Origin of the sequence: Bacillus sp. bc15 (assembly GCF_900142585.1) — a bacterium.
In the GTDB taxonomy this organism is placed as follows: Bacteria; Bacillota; Bacilli; order Bacillales; family Bacillaceae_G; genus Bacillus_A; species Bacillus_A cereus.
In genome coordinates this window covers 1,817,615-1,840,042 of record NZ_FRBJ01000001.1, presented here as the reverse complement: position 1 = coordinate 1,840,042, position 22,428 = coordinate 1,817,615, and the positions used below count along the sequence as shown (strand labels likewise).

The window sequence follows — 22,428 nt, the reverse complement described above, 5'->3', positions numbered from 1 at the left end:
CCGTATAATTATAATTATATTATTTTTGGTATATGCACATATAGTATATAAATTAAAATAAAAGTGCATGTCACTAATAGTATATAATTGTATTATATTGTAAAGGTAAGTATAATAGTTATTGATATAGTTGTATATAAATATAATAATTTAAGTGTAAAGTGGTGATGTGATGGGTAACTTTTCATTTTTTAAAGATGAATGGGAAGTGTTGGCGAAAATTGGTGAAAGTGCAGAGCGTAATGTATATATTGATTCAAACACTACGATCAGCAAACTGCGTTTACTAGGAGAAACAATTGCAAAATCTGTGCTTGCTTCTGACAATATTAAAGAACTACAGAGTAATACTCAGATTGAGCGATTGAATACAATTCAACGAGAAGGTCTAGCAGAGCCAGAAATGTTAGAGATTTTCCACTTGCTTCGTAAAAAGGGGAATAAAGCTGCTCATGATGGTAGTTATGGAACAACGGAAGAAGCAAAGCAACTGCTAGCATTAGCTTATCAAATTTCTATTTGGTTTATGGAGGTTTACGTAGACTGGGAGTTTAGTGCGCCAAGTTATGTTCCTCCTACTAAAGAAGCCGATTCTTCTGCATTACAAGAAAAAATCAAACAACTACAAGCAGAGATTGATAAGAAAGAAAAAGCTTTAGAAAAACAACTGGAAGTCATTTCGGCACGCGAAGTAGAAAAAGAACTGCGTGTTCAACGTAAAGAAAAATCGCGTAATCATTTACGTAAACATCAAATGTCAGAAGAGCAAACACGTACATTAATTGATGATAAATTACGTGCAGTTGGTTGGGAAGTTGATTCAAAAACTATTAACTTTAAAAATTATAAAACAATGCCTGAAAAAAATAGAAATATGGCGATCGCTGAATGGAAGGTTGGTAGTCAATTTGCTGACTATGCATTATTTATCGGTGAGCAACTAGTAGCTTTAGTTGAAGCGAAAGCAAAACATCGTGATATTCCTGCAGCTTTGGATAGTCAAGCAAAGGATTATGCACGTAATGTTACGCAAATGGAGGATATTCAATTATTACCTCCAAATGGTGAATATAAAGTACCGTTTGTATATGCTTCAAACGGTCGTCCGTTCCTTCGACAATTGGAAGATCAATCTGGAATTTGGTTTTGGGATACACGCCACCAAACAAAGCGTGCTCATGCAATTGAAGGTTGGCATTCACCAGAAGATTTAAAACTTTTACTAGATGTGAATGATGAAGAAGCTGATAAGCGCTTAAAAGAGGATGATATTACAAAGTTTAGTTTACGTGGGTACCAACAAAAAGCGGTATTATCCGTTGAAAACGCATTAATAGAAGGTGCACGTAAAATGCTGGTTGCAATGGCAACAGGAACTGGTAAAACTCGTACAGCGATTGCACTTATGTATCGTTTAATTAAAGCGAAAAAATGTCGTCGTATTCTTTTCTTAGTAGATCGTAATTCACTAGGACAACAAACGGAAGACGCATTAAAAGATTCTAAAATGGAAAATGGTTTACCTTTTACCTCCATTTATGATGTTAAAACTTTAGAAGATATGACACCTGATGTTGAAACGAAAGTTCAAATCGCTACTGTTCAAGGGATGGTTCGACGCTTGTTCAATAATGATGGAGAAAAAATTCCTTCTGTTGGACAATATGATTTTATTATTGTCGATGAAGCACACAGAGGTTATACAAGTGATAAAGAAATGACTGAAGATGAACTATTATTCCGTAATCAAAATGATTATGTGAGTCAGTACCGACGTGTTATTGATTATTTTGATGCAGCGGTTTTAGGACTAACTGCAACGCCAGCATTACATACAACGGAGATTTTTGGAAATCCGATTTATAAGTATTCTTATACAGAGGCTGTATTAGATGGTTACTTAGTAGATCATGAACCTCCGTATTTATTTGAAACAGAACTTAAGGAAAATGGTATTACGTTTAATCAAGGTGAAGAGATTGAACTGTATGACCCTGAAGAGGGTGAAATCATTTTAGAACAATTGGAAGATGAATTGAAGTTTGAAGTGGAACATTTCAATAAGAGAGTTATTTCGGATGGTTTTAATCGAGCAGTTTTAACGAAATTAACAGACTACATTGATCCTGAAAGTGATGAAAAAACTTTGATTTTTGCTGCGACAGATCGACACGCTGACTCTATTGTGCGTCTATTAAAAGAGGCGTTTGAGGAGCGAGGCGATAAAGTATCAGATGATGCGATCGTAAAAATTACAGGCTCTATTTATCGCCCAAATGAAATGATTAAACGTTTTAAAAATGAAAAACTCCCAAATATCGTTGTAACAGTAGATCTATTAACGACAGGAATTGATGTACCGTCCATTACTAATATCGTCTTTTTACGTCGTATTAAATCACGTATTTTATACGATCAAATGTTAGGTCGTGCAACAAGATTATGTCCTGATATCAATAAAGAAGTATTCCGTATTTTTGATGCAGTGGGTATTTATCATCAACTACAAAAATATACAGATATGAAACCTGTTGTAAAAAAACAAAATGCATCAATTGGTGATTTAAAAGAAGCATATATTCAATCAGAGACGAAAGATGAAGCAAAGCACTTCTTAGATCAGCTAGTTGCAAAAATTCAACGTAAAAAACAAAAGCTAGATGAAACCGCAAAGAAAGAATTTGAACAACTATCAAAAGGTACTACAGTTGATGACTTTGCACATGACATTCAAGATTATACACAAACACAAGTAGAAACAAATAGTCGTCTATTTGACTATTTAGATAATTATAGAACACAAAAGGAACTTCAAGTAATTTCGAAACATGAAGATCAAGTTACGTCAGTAAATCGTGGGTATGGTGAAGGAAATACAAGGCCAGTCGATTATTTAGATGGTTTTGTACAATATATTCGGGAGAATATGAATACTATACCTGCACTCCAAATCATTTGTCAGCGTCCTAAAGACTTAACGAAAGATGACCTTCGTAATATTATTGTGCAATTAAGTACGGAAGGATATAAAGAAAATGATTTACGAAACGCTTGGAAGCAAGCGAAGAATGAAGAAATTGCAGCGGATATTATTAGCTTTATTCGCCAAGCTGCGATCGGTGAAGCATTGGTTGACCATAAAACACGGGTGAATCATGCGATGAAGAAAGTGTATGAGATGCACGATTGGACGCCTAGACAGAAAAAATGGCTACAGCGGATTGAAACACAATTATTGAAATTCCCAGTGTTAGCACCTACACCAGAGGAGGCTTTCTCAGAGGAGCCTTTTAAAAGTCAAGGTGGTTATACAAGGATGAAAAAAGACCTTGGTGAAGAAGAAGTGAATCAATTGGTTTATGCTATTAATGAAGGTCTTTATGTAAGTTAATAGAAAAAGGAGCTCTGTTATTGAGCTCCTTTTGATTTGAATAAAAAAAAGGTATAATAATAGGCAGTGTTTTATATTAGGAGGAAGATTATGAATAACAACGAGATCGTTTCAAAATTATGGGGACTAGCAAATGTATTACGTGATGACGGGATTACATATCAACAATATGTAACTGAATTGACATATATTTTGTTCTTAAAAATGATGAAAGAACAAGAAACAGAGAGTGTTATTCCAGAAGGATATCGTTGGGATGATTTACTTTCAAAAGAAGGTATTGAGTTAAAAGAGTTTTACCAAACATTACTATTAAAACTAGGATCTTCAGAAACAGAAAATGAACGTTTACGTGCAATTTATAGTGGTGCAGCTACAAGTATCGATGAACCAAAAAACTTAGAGAAATTAATTAAATCTATTGATGAATTAGATTGGTACAATGCAAAAGAAGAGGGTCTTGGTGATTTATATGAGGGACTTCTTGAGAAAAATGCAAGTGAGAAAAAATCAGGTGCAGGTCAATACTTTACACCACGCGTACTTATTGATGTAATGGTCGAATTAATTGATCCAAAACCGGGTGAAAAACTAAATGACCCAGCAGCAGGAACATTTGGCTTTATGATTGCAGCCGATCGTTATTTAAAAGAAAAAACAGATGATTATTTTGAATTAACACCAGAGCAAGCAGAATTCCAAAAGAAAGAAGCATTTGCTGGTATGGAGCTTGTAAAGGATACACATCGATTAGCTCTTATGAATGCTTTGTTACATGATATTGAAGGTCCACTGGAACAAGGTGATACACTATCTGCTAATGGTAAGTGGATGAAAAACTTTGATGTTGTTTTAACGAACCCACCATTCGGTACGAAAAAAGGTGGCGAACGCGCAACACGTGATGACTTAACGTTTGAAACATTGAATAAGCAGTTAAATTTCTTACAAGTTATATATAATTCACTAGTGACTAATGGGCATGGGAGAGCAGCTGTAATACTACCTGAAAATGTATTAACCGATGTTGGTGTAGGAACGCAAATTCGTCGTGATTTAATGGATAAATGTGATTTACATACAATTTTAAGATTACCAGTAGGCATATTTTATGCCAAAACTGTTAAAACCAATGTATTATTTTTTAAACGTGGCACAACAGATAAAGGAAATACAAAAGAAGTTTGGGTATACGACCTTCGTACAAATATGCCGTCATTTGGTAAACGTACACCACTAACTCATAAGCACTTTGAAGATTTTATTAAAGCCTACAATGCTGAAAATCGTGAAGCTATTGCAGATGAGCGTTGGAACAAGTTTACACGTGAAGACATTACAAGAAAAGATGACAGCTTGGATATCGGTTTAATTGCAGATGAATCGTTATTAGCCTACGATAACTTACCAGACCCAATCGAATTGGCTGAAGGAGCCATCTCAAAACTTTCACAAGCAATGAGCTTGCTGCAAGAAGTAGTAGACAAGTTACAAGCAATTGAGGTGGAAGAAGATGGCGAGTAAAAAAGATAAAGTAAAGACGATAGGTGAACTATTGGAAGAAGCATTAGTACCAGAAGATGAACAGCCTTATGAAATTCCTGAGAATTGGGTCTGGACAAATATTAATAATATTATATGTACTATGGAAAATAGAAAACCAAAAGATATCAATGGCAGTATTTTCCATTATATAGATGTAGATGCCATAGATAACAAGAATCAAAAATTAGCTCAGTTTAAAGAATTAGAAATTAGCAATGCTCCAAGCCGTGCTCAAAGAAAAGTGAGAAAAAATGATGTTTTAATATCACTGGTAAGACCTTATTTAAAAAATATTGCTCTAATTGATTTTGAAGATGCAAAATTAGTTGCTTCTACAGCATTTTATGTTTGTAATACAAAAAATAAAGTGGATCCAAAATATCTATACTATTACCTAATGTCTCCGATAGCAACAAAATATTTAAACGAACATACTAAGGGAGATAATTCTCCCTCTGTAAGGAGCAGTGATTTTGAAAAATTGCCAATTCCTTTGCCAAATAAATCAAAGCAAATTGAGATAGTTGATTTATTATGTAAGACTTTCTCAAAAATAGAAAAAGCTCAACAATTAATTGAAGAAGCAAAAGAAACATTTGAACTTCGTAAAGCAGCGATTCTTTATAATGCTTTTAGTGGCAATTTGACTAAAGAATTTAGAAAGAACCAAAAAAAGAAAACATATATTGAACTTGAAAGTAATAAAGTTAAAAAGTTTAAATCTCAATTAGACCCTAAGATAAAAGAAAATCTCTATGTATTACCAGAAGGTTGGAAATGGATAGAGCTAAATGATCTGATTGAAAATATGACTTATGGTAGTTCCTCAAAGACAAATGATGATGTTAGTGGAACACCAATTATTAGAATGGGGAATATACAAGAGGGCGAAATTACAAAAGTAGATTATAAATACTTACCTAATGACCATCCTGATGTATTAAAGTTTGATGTACAAACTAATGATATATTATTTAATCGTACAAACAGTTATGAACTTGTAGGTAAATCAGCAATAATAACTGAAGAATTTGATGGTAAGTATTCTTTTGCTTCTTATTTAATACGCTTACGTTTAGTTGAAAAAGATGTTTTAGCCCCTTATATTGTTCAATTTATCAATTCTCACATTGGTAGAGAAATGTTACTTTCAATGGTCACTCAACAAGTTGGTCAAGCAAACATTAATTCTCAAAAATTAGCATCAATAATGATACCAGTGCCAACTATTGAAGAAATTAAGGAAATTAATAAGCAGATTAAAGAATTAAAAGATAGAGAAAGAAATACTATAAAAATTTTAGAGTTAGATTCTTCAGTGAATAATTTAAAACAATCTATCCTTTCAAAAGCCTTCAAAGGTGAACTTGGTACAAATGATCCAAATGATGAGCCAGCCATTGAACTTTTAAAATCGATTATTAAAGAAAAGTTGTAATTAAATCCATTCGATTAACAGCAATTAGATTTTTAAACAACTTTATTGTTCTTAAAATGTCTCACATTGAAAGGAGTAAACTAATTTTTAAATAACTTTAATAACCACCTGCCAAGTTAATGGACAAGTGGTTATTGTATTTCTAAGAATAAAATTAAACAACTTTATTATCACTGCACATATACGGTATATTGAAGAAAAATATCCTAATGAACAAGTGATTGATCAGAAGTATAAACGACTTCGCTTTATTAATTATGTTGGAGTGATACAATGTTCAGATGTGAGGTACGAAATTATTCCTAAATTAAAACTCACACCTACTGACGATCGAAAGGCATTGCTAGGAATGCTTTCAATTACAGGCTTTTTGCCGGTTTCATTTTATGAGGAAGTACTAAATGGTGAAGATAGAGGTGAACTGCTTACTGCATTTCTTGCTCGTTTGCTGAATGAACTCAGCAAAGGGACTTTTAAAACATACGAACGTCATGAAGAAAATTTAAATACACTGCGTGGCAAACTCGAGCTTAGTAAACACATTTATAAGAATGTATTTCAAAAAACAAAAGCATATTGTGCATTTGATGAATATACGGAAAATAACCCTCTAAACCAGCTATTTAAATGTGCATTGCTCATTGTAAAAAAGCATACAAAAATACATACTTTAAAACTATATCTTGAGCGCTGTTTAGGCTACTTAGAGACTGTGGATGTAGTACATTTTACAGAGAAGGAAATAAAAAGCATTACATTTAACCGACAGAATGAACGTTTTCGTCAAGCTGCTTTATTTGCTAAGCTAATCGTTGAGCGGGCAACGATTTATAGTAAAGGGCGAGGAGCATCATCGTTCTCTTTCTTATTTCAAATGAATATATTGTTTGAAAAATATATTGAAGTAGCACTACAAGAGGCTATTGGTAATAATAAAATAATCATTCAACATGCAGAGAAGAGGTTATTACGTAATAAGAAGAGTGGACGCCAGAATATTTTATTAAAACCAGATTTTGTGATTGATAATGTGATAATCATGGATACGAAGTGGAAAAGTGCAACAAATAATGGAAGAAGTAGTTATGTTCAGAGTGACATTTATCAAATGTATGCGTATGTAACTGCTTATAAGGAAGTAGAAAGGTGTATATTGTTGTACCCGAAACAGGAGGTAGAAGCTGTTCATCCTGTGTGGGAAGTTATCGATACTGAAAAAACTATCGAAATGTGCACGATAAGAATTGATGAATTTTCCGAGACTGTGCGAGAATTAGAGGGAATTCTAAAAAAACAAGTTAAATAATTTTGTAAAGACACTCGATTGAATAGGGGTGTCTTTTATTATAGAAATCAAATATATTTTGTAAAAATATGAATATTTAGTTTGTTTTAATTGAAATAGAAATGAACTTATTATATAATAAGTTCAAGAAAATTTTTCCTTTTTAATCATTCCTAGATAACCACAAACCTTTCGGGTTTACGATTCATTACAAGGAAGTGTATAACGCATATACGCTAATTTGTAATACGAATGTATTCCTGGAAGGTTTTTTGCGTTGTAGGAATAGGACAAGTAATCAACTAACAAGGATGTGATAGATTATCTTAAATTATTAAGAATTGTAGTGGGGAAATAAGAATTTTGGATTTCAAAATACAAAAGAAGGTGAAAAAAGATGAGAGGAGCAGTCTCGTCTTTTTTATTTCGAAAGGAGAAGGACATGGGTAAGAAAATTATGGTTCAATCTGTAAAGTTGGTAAAAGACAGTAATCGAATTTATGATATTGAGAAAAAGAAAATCACTTGTCCAGCGGATGCTGTACGCTTTGCACAGATTATATTTGATATAGAATCAAGGCCAAATGAAATTTTTGGTGTATTTAACTTAAATACAAAGAATGAAATTATTGGATGTAGCATTGTGTTTGAAGGAACTGTTGATTCATCGTTAGTCCATCCGCGCGAGACGTTCCGCACAGCAATATTAAACAATGCATCTTCAATAGTATGTTTCCATAACCACCCTTCAGGACATAGTATGGAATCTCAAGAAGATGTTGAAGTAACTAAGCGATTAAAAGAATGTGGAATTATTATTGGTATCCCTCTTCTAGATCATGTCATCATTGGAGATAATAGTTATGTAAGTTTATTGAAAAAGGGGATTATCTAATACAAAGCAATAAGCCAACTATTTTTAAGGGTGTATATGGAGGAATAGGAAGATTCTAGAGCGTTTATTCGCATGGATCTTCTTATTTTTTTATTTGTAAGAGTGATTTATAAATGAATTTATAATATGTGATTCGTGGAAATGGACAGATTAAAAGGTCAGAAATATAGGATAAGAAAAAAGTATCTATGCCTAATAACCTAACAAGATAGCTCTAACCTAAAGCGAGCAAAATTAGCTTAAAGGTTTTTGATATGAAGGGAAAAGAAGTAGCAAGCTGCCCAAGTGATAGAAAAGTAGTAGAAGAAAATCCAATAGCATTCAACGAGCAAACTTTGGAGTAATTAAACCATTTGTGGCTGAAGGGAATAATGCGGGGATTGAAGATTTGAATGCACAACTTGTTCTCAAAGCAATGGAAACAGCTTTAGAAAAGAATGCGCCTAAGGTGAACGTAAACGTTTAGAACAAGTATTAGCTAAATATCGAAAAGAAGCTTAAGTCAAATGGAAGTAGATTATATTATGCGAGAGAAATTTAATCATGTGTGGAGTATCCAATAGATTAATGATTTTCGAGAGGTGAGGAAATTTGGTATTTCTGTAGGGAACATTTTGAAAATATTTAAACGGAAACCCCAGTAAGTAATTTTACTAGTCTATCATTAAGCTGAAAAACAAAAAGTAATTCCAAGAAGTAAGGGTTTGGTGTGATTATAATGCCTGAGCAACTAACAATATTTGATTTTGAAAAGGCTTATATTAAGAGGTTCAATTCTATGGTGCGTTATACATATATTATTGTTTATATATCAAATGAAGCAAAGGTAGTTGATAAACTCCCAAAAGAAATTGCACCAGATAATTATTATGAGTTGTTTTAATTAATATTTTTATATTAATATTAAATTATATATAAATATTGACATTAATGATAGGAGGAATCTTTTTGGCTGGGGTTAATACAAATGAGCAAGTTCAAAATAATACTAGTAAAACAAGTATCCAAGAGGAAGCAAGAATACGTGGTATAGAAAAAAGTCGTAGCATATATAGTTACCTAAATGAGGAGTATACAAGCTTTAAAAAGGGTAATAACCTTTGGGAAATGGAAAAGTTTAAAGAGTATATTGACTCAAAAATCAGTGATAAGAAGCAGCTAAACCTTTATTATTCTATGTTAGTTTCTTATATTGATACTGTAAAAATTAATTTTCAAATTTATACAATACTTGCTACTTTTGTCGGGATTGTAGTATCGATATTAATAGCTACCACGGCGCAATTAGCGCAAATTTCCAGTAAGGTTGGTGGAGAAAATATAGATTATGTTAAAACAATTATAGACATTGTAGGAAACAGTAATATGAAAATAATTCTAATTCCAAGCATTGTATTTCCACTGGTACTGATTTTGGCAATAAGAAACCATCGTATTATAGATAAAGCAAATTTATTTTTAGCGATTCTAGGATCCATCAAAGAAGATAGAGAACAAGACTAAGTAGTCCGAGAACGAAAGCGTGAGGGCACTGATTCTTTATAGCAGTTATTTAACTGTTTTAGATTTTTTATTTTGAATAGAAAGGGAATGAGGTAATGGAAGAGTTAATTAAAGAGTATAAGAAATCTTTGAATACCATCAAACAGGCTAAAGAAACAATTGAGGAAGAAGAATTTAAGGTGTGTTCTGAAATTATTTTAAATTCGTAATTTTCTCTGGAATAGATGTGCTTTACTAAACAGCCAGGAAAAAAAAGAGGTATTGAACGAAGAGCTGCCTATGAGCGTGAGAAACCTTGTGACCCATTATTAATGCAAAGATATGTTCGTAGTATTGAAATGCCAGTACATGAATGGGATTCAGAAACGAAAGAGAGTGTTATTTCTGAAATTTTATTTAAAATTATATTAGTTATTCGATATTCGATATTCGAATATATAAGCGTACAGACTCAAAAATTTTTTCTTTGTTTACTATGTATATGAGATGCACACACATATACATGAAAGGATTGTTTGGGATGGAATTTGAATATCATGAAAATGAAATGATTGATGATAATACTGATACCAATGTTGATACTCATGAATATAGAGTAGACAACACACTTGTAAATTTTTGTTGTACAATTGATTTACCTCCAAATTTTGAAGTTGTAGAGGATGTAACTGTACCACATCGATTTTTATACACGACTGATTGTTTAGATATAGTTATAGAGGCTGAAGAAATATGTTACGACACTAAATGTGGCCCGCTAAAAGGTACTTGTAATAATGCAAGATTAATAGGTTGTATTCCATATTTAGCGAATATAGCAGTTACTTCTGAATGTGGCGGCGCGATTACTGGACCGTTATGTAATACAACTACAGATGGAAGTAATATAGGATACATTTGTTGTAAAGGAAATATATGTGTAAATCAAATAATTGGTAGTAGTACGGAAAAGATTAATGTACCAGCAGTATTGAATTGTGATTTAGTTAAACTGATTAATTTTGGTGTAACAGGTGCTCAAACGATAGGAATCTGTGATCAAAAGATTGAATGTGCTCAAAGAACGGTAGTTGGAACTATTCAACTTCCAACCGTTACTGTTAGTCATACACCATGCCCATAATAATCGAGAAAACATTATTTAAATAAAAGTTTTTTTGATACTTGCACAATGTGTAATAGCAATGCAAGCTGCGTCAGTAACAATGTTGCAGCGTAGATTTAAAATTGGTTATACAAGTGCAGTAAAGATTATTGATCGTAGAAGAGAATGGGGTCATTGGTCCTTATGAAGGACGTAAACCAAGAGCAGTATTAATTAAAGAATAGCATCCATAATGGATGCTATTTTCTTTACAGAAAAATAATTTTAATCTTGCGACAGAATGTTTTGGTATTCTAGATGAAAATATTCGTTTTAGTCGCGTGAAGAGTGAAACATTCGATATAATAATCAATACGCCAAATGGGGAAATTTATTTCGAATATTTATCATCAGGATTTAAATCATGTATTTATATTATCCATGGAATAATTAAAGAAATAGAATATCGATTTAAAAATGATGGCGGAATTAATGTTCAAGACTATGAAGGAATAGTATTAATCGATGAATTAGATCTTCATCTGCACCCACAGTGGCAAGCGAGAATGATTTACTTATTAAAACGTGTAATACCAAAGGCACAAATTATTGCAATAACACACAGTCCTCATATGGTACAGGCTGCAGAAATTAATGAACTTATAGCATTAGGAGTAAATGAAAGTGGAAGTGTATACGTAAGACAATTACCTAATGTACAATATGGATTTCAAGGTTGGACTGTTGAGGAAATATTGGAAGACGTTAAGGGACTAGTTGAAACACGTTCACCAATGTACATAGAGGCAATTACTGAATTTGAAAAATCTATAGAGGTAGAAAATGAAGAAGAAATATTTGAGGCGTATCGCAAGTTAGATTTAATGTTACATCCAAGTAATCCACTTCGAAAACTTATAAAATTACAATTAGCTCAATTTGGGAGGATTATAAAGTGATTCATTTACCTCGACCTAATTGTCCTAGTAAACTTACGGATGAAGTTAAAACAAAACTAACCCAAGATTTCATTACTAGTGGTAGTAGTGTTTGGGGAAAGTCTTATATAAAGTCTGCTCTTTTAGAGATGTCACATAACAAGTGTGCTTACTGTGAATGTAGATTAGATGAAGAAAGTAAGTATATGGAAGTTGAGCACTTTCTTCCCAAAGATGATTATCCTAAACTAGTTGTCGATTGGAATAACTTATTACCTAGTTGCAAAAGATGTAATGGAAAAAAAGGAACACATGACGCAAGAAAAGAACCAATTATTAATCCTACGGTTGACAAACCTAGTAATCACATAAAAATGTTTAATTATCTTATAAAAGGCAAAGATTTAAAAGGGAAAACAACAGTTGATGTATTGCATTTGAACCAATTTGATAGATTAGTACAACCAAGAATGCTAATTGGAACACAAACAATAGAAACGGTAGAGGTACTTTTAGAAATGGCAGAGAATTTTAATACAGGTAGTAATGCAACTGCTCGTATCAAAAGCCGTATTGTAAATGGCAATACGCAGTTGCTTGTAGAAGCTCAGACACATTCTCAATACTCTGCAACAGTTTCTTCAGTTTTATTTACAAATGAAGATTTTTTTAAATTAAAAGAGATTATGATTAAGTGCGGACTGTGGGACACCGAACATCAAGAGCTACTTTGTACAGCGGAAAATAATATCTTGGTAGAATCACTACATTCACTTAAATAATAAGAATCAGTGATTCTAGCGTACAGCTGTTAAATAGAGTAATAGTTAAGAGGTAGTTTTAGTGAATTCTAGGCAAGCTTGTTATAAATTTAAAGTGATTTCTATTTTGTCAATTAGGAAAAGACGATGCGTATTAGGTGTTAGAAGAAACAGGTGATTTATTACAACCCACCTTATATCGGATATAAGAGGAAACAACCTTTTTATGTAAGTATTATATTTGGTAAACAACTTGTTTCAAAAAGTGGACAATCTAGTTTTTAACATACGGCTTCCTGGCCATATAAGGATGTTGCAGGTACTGTTGATGAAGAATTAGGGTATACTATTGATGTGAAAGTTATGGTAAATGATTCGCCCTAATATAAAACGGAAAGGTATTTCATTTATTACTATTTATGTTCAAATATTTGCTCATATTTTGTTCACGTATTATATAAAAAAGTATGAAAATCTATGAAAATGATTATTATAATAAAATTTATTCTAGATATTAAAAAGTGCCAAAAACCTTGTGGTATAAGGGGTTTGGTACTTTTGTGTTTTTTATGTTTTATCAAATAAACAACCCTAAAACTGCTCATTCTCCTCCCGAGATTCAACGATATAGTATGATTAACCTTATTATATCAAGGTTTATAAGTGGTGATTCACCTCGATGTTCATTTTTTATCAGGTGTTTTCATTAGATTTTATTATGTTTTCGAAGTTTTCTGCTGCTTGTTCTGGGTGATGTGACTATATTTGTCTAAAGTCATTTTAATAGAGGAATGTCCTAAGCGGTCTTGTACGATTTTATGGTGTTCTCCAGCCACGAATTCTAGGAACACCAGCTTTTTTATAGTGATTATTCAAAAAGCGATGAGGAGCATCTATATGTAAGGGAGAATGTATCATATTGCCGGTGAAAATAAAGGCCTCTTCATTCAAGTGAATACCCCAGCGAAAAAAAGCTTTCTTTTTAATGGAAGCCCTAAATTCCTTAATCCCTTCATTTAAATGGAAGGATTAAGGAATTTAGTTTGTTCTTCTTTAAGAGTATTAAGAGGAGGACTCCAGTTAAACCTTTCAAAAATAAATCTCACTAATTGTAAAGCAATATCAGGGCCCCCGCCGATTAATTCATCACGATTTAAGTCCTTTTCCCAATTAATTTCGGGAATTTGGCAGATGTAATCCCCAAATAAAGTGCGCGAGTTTTCTGTAAAAAACAGCTTTCTCTCAATTGTATCAAAAAGTGTTACTTGAATTTTTATTTTTCCATTATATATGCCTTTTAAAGCCAATCTTGTTGCAAATTCAACCATTTCAGTTGCTAGATAGAGAGCATTTAAGATTTCTAGCCCTTTAAAGTCAGTAGGATTAGTAGTAGGTCCAACCAACGAAATATGTTGCTCAAGCCAATCTTCGCCCATGGAAATTAAATGAGCAAATTGTCCGCTCTGGAAAAACTTCCAGTATTCAATATGTGTCGAGAAATCAGTTGAACTCTCAACAAAATTATGTCCATTATTTAATGTACTTTGATTTGTATGAGGATAGTTCCACCCAGATAGTTTAACCTGGTTTTCTTGAATTACTTCTCGAATTTGGCTGAGAGATTCAATTGAGTACTTATTATATTCCATTGGGCGTATAATAATTCTCCAATAAGCTTTGGATTTAATTTTTTCTAAAATTTGTTCGCTCATTTTTATAGCCCTCCTAATTCTTTTTGAAATTTTTCATCTTCACTTTGCTGAAGCTCAATAGACAGTCCAGCTCTAAAGATGGTTTGTTGCAGCCTTCTTACACCCTTTTCAATAGCTATATCAATAATTTCTCGCATTTCAGCTTGATTGTTTACTGTAGCAGTAGCTGCCATTTGTCGACTTCTAGTATATATAGCGCCAACTTGCAAATTGGCAACTCCATCTCTTTTGCAAATTACAGGTACTTGTTCGAACTCCATGACTTCGAATATAGCGAAAAACTTATTATCAATGTCAAATTTATGAAGTATAAATGTGACATAAGGATCTGCATAATTATTGATATGGCTCATTAAATCATCTTGATTTAATAATTCAAAATGTTCTTGAGGCATTCCATCTACTGAAAAAGTATGATTCTCAAGTTCTCTAACGCCCAAAATTAAATAACCACCATCACGAATGTTGGACATTGCGAGAATGGTTTTTGTAATTTTAGCTTTATGGGAAGGTTCATTCCAGTTGTAAGTGGTTTTATACTCTATGTTTCTGGATTCGTTTTGTATGTATAATAATTCAATTAGCTTACTCGATTCTGTCATAATATCACCTCTATTAATTTTTGAGTGTAATAGTCGTAATAGATTATTAATAAAAGCATACATTATATTTTTATATTAATCTATTTTTAATTTATTATATAATTTTATCAAGCAAGTAAAATGGATGTTTGATTAGAGTAGAGAAAATAAAAAAATTGTTATTTATATTATTGATAAAAATGTAGGTGATGAAGTTTGACAGGTATAGTGAAATTGAACCATTTATGTGAAGTAATTCAATTTAGTGAAAAGCTTTGGACGTAGTATTCAAAAGATAGGTTTGGAAATATGGGGATTCCAGAGCTAGTAGTAACAGGATTATATAGAAATTCAATAGAGCTGGTGGATTCTATTTTGTAATGATGATAACAATATTGAACTAGTAGACATTGTAGACAATATCAGTGGTGATTAAAATGTCTCATAAGTATATCAGTGAAGTATTTCTACCGGAGTTTCATCAAGGGTAATTAGTTTGTAAATGTGAAGCACTGCGCTAGATGATACAAGTACTTACAAATTTTAAAAGATTTCCGTTTGGATACCAAGAAGCAAAATATATTTATGATAAAATATAGAAAAAGATGATTAAGAAGGGATAATTAAAGTGAAACCAACAATTTATGATGTTGCGGAAAAAGCAGGTGTATCAATAGCGACTGTATCCAAGGTAATTAATCAAACTGGGCGTATTAGTGAAAAAACAATAAACAAAGTAAATCAGGTAATGGATGAATTAGATTACCAGCCAAGTAGTGTAGCAGCAGCGTTAACAGGTAAAAAAACATATACGATTGGGGTACTTGTCCCAGATATCTCAAATCCTTTTTTTGCAGAAGTAGCAAGAGCTTTTGAAAATAGTGCACGAGAATCAGGGTATACACTCATTTTATGTAGTACAGACCATCAAACAAAACGTGAGCATGAATACATTGATTTATTATTTAAAAAGCAAGTAGATGGCATTATTATTGCAACGGAGCTAAATGATTATAAACTTGTAAAAAAAATCGTGAATCGAGATTTGCCACTAGTACTATTCACTGTAGATCACCCTTCCATCACGACTCATGTTGTGACAACTGATGATATGAGGGGAGGCTATCTAGCTGGAAGTTATCTAACGCAGAAAGGCCATACATCTTTAACGATTATGATGGAGAAGGATAGAAAAAGTAGCTTAGGGAGATTGACTGGTTTCAAACAAGCTCTTACAGATTCAGAGATTTCACTAGATGATGATGCTATAATTAGCTGCTATTCGACAGTGGAAGATAGCAAACGTGCAAGTAAAGAGTTACTTAATTTACCTAACAGACCCACAGCGGTTTTTGCTTGTACAGATTTGATTGCTATATGCCTTATGAATGAAGCAAGAAAACAAGGGCTTTCAATTCCAGAAGATTTATCAATTATCGGATTTGATAATACAATCTATGCTGAGATTGCAGATCCTGGGTTAACGACGATTGAACAGCCAATTACACAAATGGCAGCTTGTACGTTTGAACAACTCTTAAAAACGATGGAAATGAAGGAACATGCTAAGCAAAAAATTACAATTATTCCTCAGTTAGTAGAGCGATCCTCAGTAAAGGATATTACATGATAGATTTTTTATAAGCCTATTTGAATGTAAAAAAAGAAGGTCATCGTAACTAAGTATAGTTAGGATGACCTTCTTTTATATATAGGATTTATACAGAGAATTGCTCACCGCTTTTCGTGTTTAAATCCTGTTCCATCTCATTTTCCTTTGGAATAGTAAGGAAATGAGTTAAAAATGCACCAAAGAAATACAAACCAGCAAAGATCCACATCACGCCGCCAACACCTAAAGGACCGATGAAGGCAGTTACCACTAATGGTCCAACGAATGCTGATAATCCTGAACCTAAATTTAAGACAGACATTGCAGCTCCTTTATTTTCAGGAGATAAAGATGGGACTAATGCTGTAAGAGGTACATAACCGGCAAGTGTTGCTCCATAGCAACAGGCAACAAATAATATAGCCCAATAATTATGCCCCACCATTTGAGGTACATAATAGAGTGCAAGAGTTACAATTCCGCAACCGACTCCTCCGAACCATTTAATTGTATTTACCCAACCAAACTTGTCTCCAACAATACCAAAAATAATATTAAACACCATATTTACAAAGAATAGAGTACCCCAAATTTGAAGCCATTCAGTCATCGTAAAATTATATTTCATCATATAAGTAGGCAGGAAAACAACAAATCCAAACTGAGCGGCCGAATTTATAATTTTTACAATACCGCCTATACCAACCTTAGGATTTTCAAATGCGATGGTAATGCCTTTTAGTAACTCACTTGATTTGTTAGCGCTTACGGTTTGTGCTTTAAATCTGTCCTTATTTACAACAATTGAGAACAATCCCCCGATGACAACAAAAATTAAAGCGCTCCATAATGTAGCGATTTCTCCGATTTTAGGAACCATATAGCTAGAATAAAAGGCTCCTATAACACTAAGCCCTAGCTGGAATACGAACCAGAACCAGCCAACTGCTCTTGAAAGCATTTGCTGAGGAGTACTGTAAGATACCCAAACTAGAAAAGAATAAGCAAATAAAGGATAACCGAACCCTCGTAGGGCATAACAAATTAATATTACGGGATAATTCATATGTTGAATTCCTATACCTATGAACCCGATTGAACCTAAAATGAATGATACTAAACCAAACGTCATGACTTTTCTTGGTCCCCACATTTGTACAAATACCCCTGAAAACCAAGAAGAAGCAGATACAGTAATACCGTAAATAGTAAACAAAAATGCAGCATGTTCTAGCGTTAATCCTTTTTCAACGAGATAAGGGGATAACCATCCTTGCTCTAAACCGTCCCCAATCATAAAAACAATAATCCCTATGTATCCCCAAGTTAAATTAGAAGGGATCCCAATCCTGTCCATAAATGTTTTGTTTGAACTAATAGCGTTCATTCTCCCACCACCGATAAGTTATTTTTGGTTAAGCGCTTAATTCTTTTTGATAAAAAAAGTATACGCTTACATTGTGAGGTCGTCAATTTAATTTTTTGACAATTTACAACTTTCTTTTATAGAGGCATTCTATTTACTTATTGGACAATAAAATAATAGTGAGTATGAAAAGAAAGAAATACCTTATAGATGGGGGTTACTATTTAAAAGGCTTGGTTTTCTTTGTTATATCAGTATTTTAAAAGAATATATTTATAGCTTTTTAGATTATTTATTTCTAATTATTATTCTTTATTTTTATGTAATACGTTTATTGAAGGAACTTAAAATTCGGATGAAAAGGTAAGTATTCAAAAAAATAAAAATGTTTTCAATTTAGAATCAAGTGTGTATAATGAAGAAAAATAAGGAAAGCGCTTAACTAAAATTATTAGGCTAAACCTTATAGACTTTCATTTTTTTCTTAAATTTAAATAAAGAGGGAGAAATCATATGAATGTTTTAACGATTGGAATTATTGGGGCTGGACGAATTGGGAAACTGCATGTTGATAACTTGCAGCTTATGCCACAAGTAAAAATTAAAGCGGTTTCAGATGTAGTGATTAGTCATCTAGAAAAGTGGGCTGAGGATAAAGGGATTTCCACTCTGACTACAAACTATCAGGATTTATTAGCAGATCCAGAAATTGATGCTGTCTTTATATGTTCACCAACAAATACACATGCGCAAATTATTAAAGAAGCGGCTCTTGCGAAAAAACATATTTTCTGTGAAAAGCCTGTTAGTTTCTCAGTAGAAGAAACATTAGATGCATTAGAAGTAGTAAAAGAACAAGGCGTATCTCTTCAAGTAGGTTTTAATCGTCGTTTCGATCCTAACTTCAGAAAAGTCTATGATCTTATTCAACAAGGAGAAGTGGGACACCCACATATTTTAAAAATTACGTCTAGAGATCCACAACCGCCAAGTATTGAATATGTTCGCTCTTCAGGTGGATTGTTTATGGATATGATGATTCATGATTTTGATATGGCTCGTTATGTGATGAATAGTGAAGTGGTTGAAGTATTTGCATATGGAACAACATTAATTGATCCATCCATTCAGGAAGTAAATGATGTTGATACTGCAATTGTCACATTAAAATTTGCGAATGGAGCTTTAGGGGTAATTGATAATAGCCGCCAAGCTGTTTATGGATATGACCAGCGTGTGGAAGTATTTGGTGAAAAAGGCGCGGTTGCTGCGGATAATTGTTGCCCGACAACAGTACAAGTTTCAAAAACAGAAGGTGTTGTAAAAGATAAGCCGCTTTATTTCTTCTTAGAGCGCTACACGCAAGCTTACATTGAGGAAGTAACACAATTTACAAAGTCAATTATAGAAGGACAAGCTGTTATTTGCAGTGGTAATGATGGGTTACAGGCAGAAAGAATTGCGAAAGCTGCGAAGGAATCTTTACTAACTGGAAAACCTGTTCAAATTGAACATAAACAGCCTGCATTAAATCAATAAAGAGAGCGCTTACTTCTAGATAGATAAAGAGTAATGAATAGTAAGTTTATAAAAATATGAACCATATCATTCACTCATTCATAAAGCATGGGAGGTAGAAACAATGAATCCACTTATTTTTAAAGAAGATTGTCCATTAGACCTAATTGCAGTTGGACGTTTATGCGTTGATTTAAATGCCAATGAAACACAACGTCCTATGGAAGAAACAAGAACATTTACTAAGTATGTGGGAGGTTCTCCTGCGAATATCGCAATTGGTGCGGCACGTCTTGGCTTACTGACAGGATTTATCGGTAAAGTTTCCGATGATCAAATGGGCCGCTTTATTACAGGATACTTAAAGGATAACAATATTAATACAGATCAGATACGTATCGATTGTACAGGTGCGGTGACAGGTCTAGCTTTTACAGAAATTAAAAGCCCTGAAGATTGCAGTATTTTAATGTACCGCGACAATGTCGCAGATTTAAATCTTGATCCAACAGAAGTATCTGAGGACTATATTAAACAATCCAAAGCTCTCTTAATTTCAGGAACAGCTTTAGCGAAAAGTCCTTCTCGCGAGGCGGTATTTTTAGCGCTAGAATATGCGCGTAAACATGATGTAGTCGTATTTTTTGATGTTGATTACCGCCCGTATACATGGCAATCAGAGGCTGAAACGGCTGTGTATTACAATCTAGCGGCTGAAAAATCTGATGTCATTATTGGAACGCGTGAAGAGTTCGATATGATGGAAAAACTATTAAACTATGAACAATCTAATGACCAAGTTACGGCTGAAAGATGGTTTTCTCATCATGCGAAAATCGTCGTAATTAAGCACGGCGGGGATGGTTCAATCGCTTATACGAGAGACGGCCAATCCCACCGAGGCGGTATCTTTAAAACAAAGGTATTAAAGACATTTGGCGCTGGTGACTCGTATGCTTCTGCGTTTATTTATGGCCTAATGCAAGGACTTGAGATTCCTCAAGCGATGCGATTAGGTGGTGCTTCTGCTTCCATTGTTATTTCGAAACATAGCTGTTCTGATGCAATGCCAACAAGGGCAGAGATTTCTGCATTTATGGAAACGGCTGAGGAAATTGTATAGAAACATCATAAATGAGTAATCAAGTAAGTACGTATCTTATGTACGCTTCTACATTACATAAAAGGGAGAGAATGAATATGACAGTACAAACAGCACAAATTGTAAAAAACTACATTGGCGGCGAATGGGTAGAATCTATTTCAACTAAGTTGGAAGCTGTATACAATCCAGCAACAGGGGAAGTAATCGCCCAGGTACCACTTTCAACAAAAGCAGATGTTGAACAAGCTGTATTAGCAGCAAATGAAGCATTCAAATCTTGGTCCAAAACAGCTGTGCCAAAACGTGCTCGTATTCTATTTAAATATCAACAATTATTAGTAGATAACTGGGAAGAGTTAGCGAAACTTATTACGATTGAAAACGGAAAAAGCTATAACGAAGCTTACGGTGAAGTTCTTCGTGGTATTGAGTGCGTGGAGTTTGCTGCAGGTGCTCCGACATTAATGATGGGAAAACAGCTACCTGATATTGCAACAGGTATTGAGTCTGGTATGTATCGTTACCCAATTGGTGTTATAGGCGGGATTACACCTTTTAACTTCCCTATGATGGTTCCATGCTGGATGTTCCCACTTGCAATTGCTTGTGGTAATACATTTGTATTAAAACCTTCAGAGCGTACACCACTTCTAGCAGCAAGATTAGCAGAATTAGCTGCAGAAGCTGGTTTACCTAAAGGTGTATTAAATATCGTAAATGGTGCACACGATGTAGTAAATGGTCTTCTGGAACATAAATTAGTGAAGGCAATTTCATTTGTAGGTTCTCAGCCTGTCGCAGAATATGTATACAAAAAAGGAACAGAAAACTTAAAACGCGTTCAAGCATTAGCGGGTGCGAAAAACCATTCCATTGTATTAAATGATGCGAATCTTGAGCTAGCAACAAAGCAAATTATTAGTGCTGCATTCGGTTCAGCTGGTGAGCGTTGTATGGCTGCTTCTGTTGTTACAGTAGAAGAAGAAATTGCAGATCAATTAGTTGGAAGACTAGTAGAAGAAGCACATAAAATTGTGATTGGTAATGGTCTTGATGAAGATGTATTTTTAGGCCCAGTTATTCGTCATAACCATAAAGAGCGTACAATTGGTTACATCGATTCAGGTGTAGAACAGGGCGCTACATTAGTTCGTGATGGACGCGAAGACACAGCTGTAAAAGGAGCTGGCTACTTCGTTGGTCCAACAATTTTTGACCATGTTACAAAAGAAATGAAAATCTGGCAAGATGAGATTTTTGCTCCTGTTTTATCCATTGTTCGTGTGAAATCATTAGATGAAGCGATTGAAATTGCGAATGAATCTCGCTTTGCAAATGGTGCTTGCATTTATACAGATAGCGGAGCAAGTGTACGTCAATTCCGTGAAACAATTGAATCAGGTATGTTAGGTGTGAATGTTGGGGTTCCAGCACCGATGGCATTCTTCCCGTTCTCTGGCTGGAAAGATTCTTTCTATGGAGATCTTCATGCGAACGGTACTGACGGCGTTGAGTTTTATACGAGAAAGAAAATGCTTACATCTCGTTGGGAAAAGTAATCATGAAGAGAGAAGTAGAATCTCTCTAGGTGCTTGTAAGCGAAAGTAACGGAAGTAGTAAAACATAAGAAGGAAGTATTAGGAGTCTATCAAATTCCTGATACTCCTTTTTCATATGCAGAATGACTGATAGAG

The 22,428-nt window shown here is 33.7% G+C and carries 17 protein-coding genes and 3 pseudogenes; 16 read left to right on the top strand and 4 right to left on the bottom strand.

What is annotated here, in order from left to right:
* The first annotated feature begins 172 nt into the window (after window positions 1-172).
* The 12 genes and pseudogenes from hsdR to BUA87_RS09320 all read left to right on the top strand — a co-directional run bounded on the left by hsdR (window position 173) and on the right by BUA87_RS09320 (window position 12,861).
* Window positions 173-3,391, top strand: coding sequence for a type I restriction-modification system endonuclease (hsdR, locus tag BUA87_RS09375; protein WP_072939385.1), 3,219 nt, complete (start codon window positions 173-175; stop codon window positions 3,389-3,391).
* A gap of 90 nt (window positions 3,392-3,481) precedes the next feature.
* The gene (locus BUA87_RS09370; protein WP_072939381.1) at window positions 3,482-4,915 is read left to right on the top strand and encodes a class I SAM-dependent DNA methyltransferase; all 1,434 of its coding nucleotides are present in this window, start codon (window positions 3,482-3,484) and stop codon (window positions 4,913-4,915) included.
* On the top strand, window positions 4,905-6,374 hold the full coding sequence (locus BUA87_RS09365; RefSeq protein WP_072939378.1) for a restriction endonuclease subunit S: 1,470 nt from the start codon (window positions 4,905-4,907) through the stop codon (window positions 6,372-6,374). The genes BUA87_RS09370 and BUA87_RS09365 overlap by 11 nt, the downstream gene beginning before the upstream one ends.
* A gap of 127 nt (window positions 6,375-6,501) precedes the next feature.
* Window positions 6,502-7,680: an McrC family protein gene (locus BUA87_RS09360; RefSeq protein ID WP_072939375.1), complete on the top strand. Its 1,179-nt coding sequence runs from the start codon at window positions 6,502-6,504 to the stop codon at window positions 7,678-7,680.
* A gap of 421 nt (window positions 7,681-8,101) precedes the next feature.
* Window positions 8,102-8,554 carry a JAB domain-containing protein gene (locus tag BUA87_RS09355; protein WP_000516687.1) on the top strand — a complete coding sequence of 151 codons (453 nt, stop codon included), beginning with the start codon at window positions 8,102-8,104 and terminating at the stop codon, window positions 8,552-8,554.
* A gap of 263 nt (window positions 8,555-8,817) precedes the next feature.
* A pseudogene (locus BUA87_RS31540) lies at window positions 8,818-9,005 on the top strand (replication protein); the annotation flags it as partial.
* Between the two features lie 267 nt (window positions 9,006-9,272).
* The gene (locus BUA87_RS31260) at window positions 9,273-9,437 is read left to right on the top strand and encodes a hypothetical protein (RefSeq protein ID WP_178340545.1); all 165 of its coding nucleotides are present in this window, start codon (window positions 9,273-9,275) and stop codon (window positions 9,435-9,437) included.
* A gap of 65 nt (window positions 9,438-9,502) precedes the next feature.
* The gene (locus BUA87_RS09345; RefSeq protein WP_072939371.1) at window positions 9,503-10,057 is read left to right on the top strand and encodes a hypothetical protein; all 555 of its coding nucleotides are present in this window, start codon (window positions 9,503-9,505) and stop codon (window positions 10,055-10,057) included.
* A gap of 520 nt (window positions 10,058-10,577) precedes the next feature.
* Complete coding sequence (locus tag BUA87_RS09335) at window positions 10,578-11,180, top strand: hypothetical protein (RefSeq protein WP_072939365.1); 603 nt, start codon at window positions 10,578-10,580, stop codon at window positions 11,178-11,180.
* A 46-nt stretch (window positions 11,181-11,226) separates the two neighbouring features.
* Window positions 11,227-11,386: pseudogene (locus tag BUA87_RS09330) on the top strand (DNA translocase FtsK); the annotation flags it as partial.
* Between the two features lie 12 nt (window positions 11,387-11,398).
* The gene (locus BUA87_RS09325; protein ID WP_072939363.1) at window positions 11,399-12,100 is read left to right on the top strand and encodes an AAA family ATPase; all 702 of its coding nucleotides are present in this window, start codon (window positions 11,399-11,401) and stop codon (window positions 12,098-12,100) included.
* A complete protein-coding gene (locus tag BUA87_RS09320) occupies window positions 12,097-12,861 on the top strand; it encodes an HNH endonuclease (protein WP_072939360.1) in 765 nt (254 codons plus the stop codon). The genes BUA87_RS09325 and BUA87_RS09320 overlap by 4 nt, the downstream gene beginning before the upstream one ends.
* Window positions 12,862-13,533: 672 nt before the next feature.
* Here the strand turns inward: BUA87_RS09320 and BUA87_RS31755 are convergent.
* The 3 genes and pseudogenes from BUA87_RS31755 to BUA87_RS09300 form a co-directional block, all read right to left on the bottom strand.
* Window positions 13,534-13,824, bottom strand: a pseudogene (locus BUA87_RS31755) (site-specific integrase); the annotation flags it as partial.
* A 32-nt stretch (window positions 13,825-13,856) separates the two neighbouring features.
* The gene (locus BUA87_RS09305) at window positions 13,857-14,552 is read right to left on the bottom strand and encodes a hypothetical protein (protein WP_072939358.1); all 696 of its coding nucleotides are present in this window, start codon (window positions 14,550-14,552) and stop codon (window positions 13,857-13,859) included.
* Between the two features lie 2 nt (window positions 14,553-14,554).
* Window positions 14,555-15,154: an AlbA family DNA-binding domain-containing protein gene (locus tag BUA87_RS09300; RefSeq protein WP_072939356.1), complete on the bottom strand. Its 600-nt coding sequence runs from the start codon at window positions 15,152-15,154 to the stop codon at window positions 14,555-14,557.
* A gap of 607 nt (window positions 15,155-15,761) precedes the next feature.
* Here BUA87_RS09300 and BUA87_RS09295 point away from each other — a divergent pair.
* Window positions 15,762-16,763, top strand: coding sequence for a LacI family DNA-binding transcriptional regulator (locus BUA87_RS09295; RefSeq protein ID WP_000805152.1), 1,002 nt, complete (start codon window positions 15,762-15,764; stop codon window positions 16,761-16,763).
* Window positions 16,764-16,851: 88 nt separating this feature from the next.
* On the opposite strand, the gene BUA87_RS09290 is transcribed toward BUA87_RS09295, so the two are convergent.
* Entirely contained in the window at window positions 16,852-18,132 is a 1,281-nt protein-coding gene (locus BUA87_RS09290) for an MFS transporter (protein ID WP_000991761.1), read from the bottom strand.
* Between the two features lie 492 nt (window positions 18,133-18,624).
* On the opposite strand from BUA87_RS09290, the gene iolG reads away from it, so the two are divergent.
* The 3 genes from iolG to BUA87_RS09275 all read left to right on the top strand — a co-directional run bounded on the left by iolG (window position 18,625) and on the right by BUA87_RS09275 (window position 22,293).
* A complete protein-coding gene (gene iolG, locus BUA87_RS09285; protein ID WP_001101871.1) occupies window positions 18,625-19,650 on the top strand; it encodes an inositol 2-dehydrogenase in 1,026 nt (341 codons plus the stop codon).
* Window positions 19,651-19,753: 103 nt separating this feature from the next.
* A complete protein-coding gene (iolC, locus tag BUA87_RS09280; RefSeq protein WP_072939354.1) occupies window positions 19,754-20,752 on the top strand; it encodes a 5-dehydro-2-deoxygluconokinase in 999 nt (332 codons plus the stop codon).
* Between the two features lie 77 nt (window positions 20,753-20,829).
* Entirely contained in the window at window positions 20,830-22,293 is a 1,464-nt protein-coding gene (locus BUA87_RS09275) for a CoA-acylating methylmalonate-semialdehyde dehydrogenase (RefSeq protein WP_072939351.1), read from the top strand.
* Window positions 22,294-22,428 lie beyond the last annotated feature (135 nt).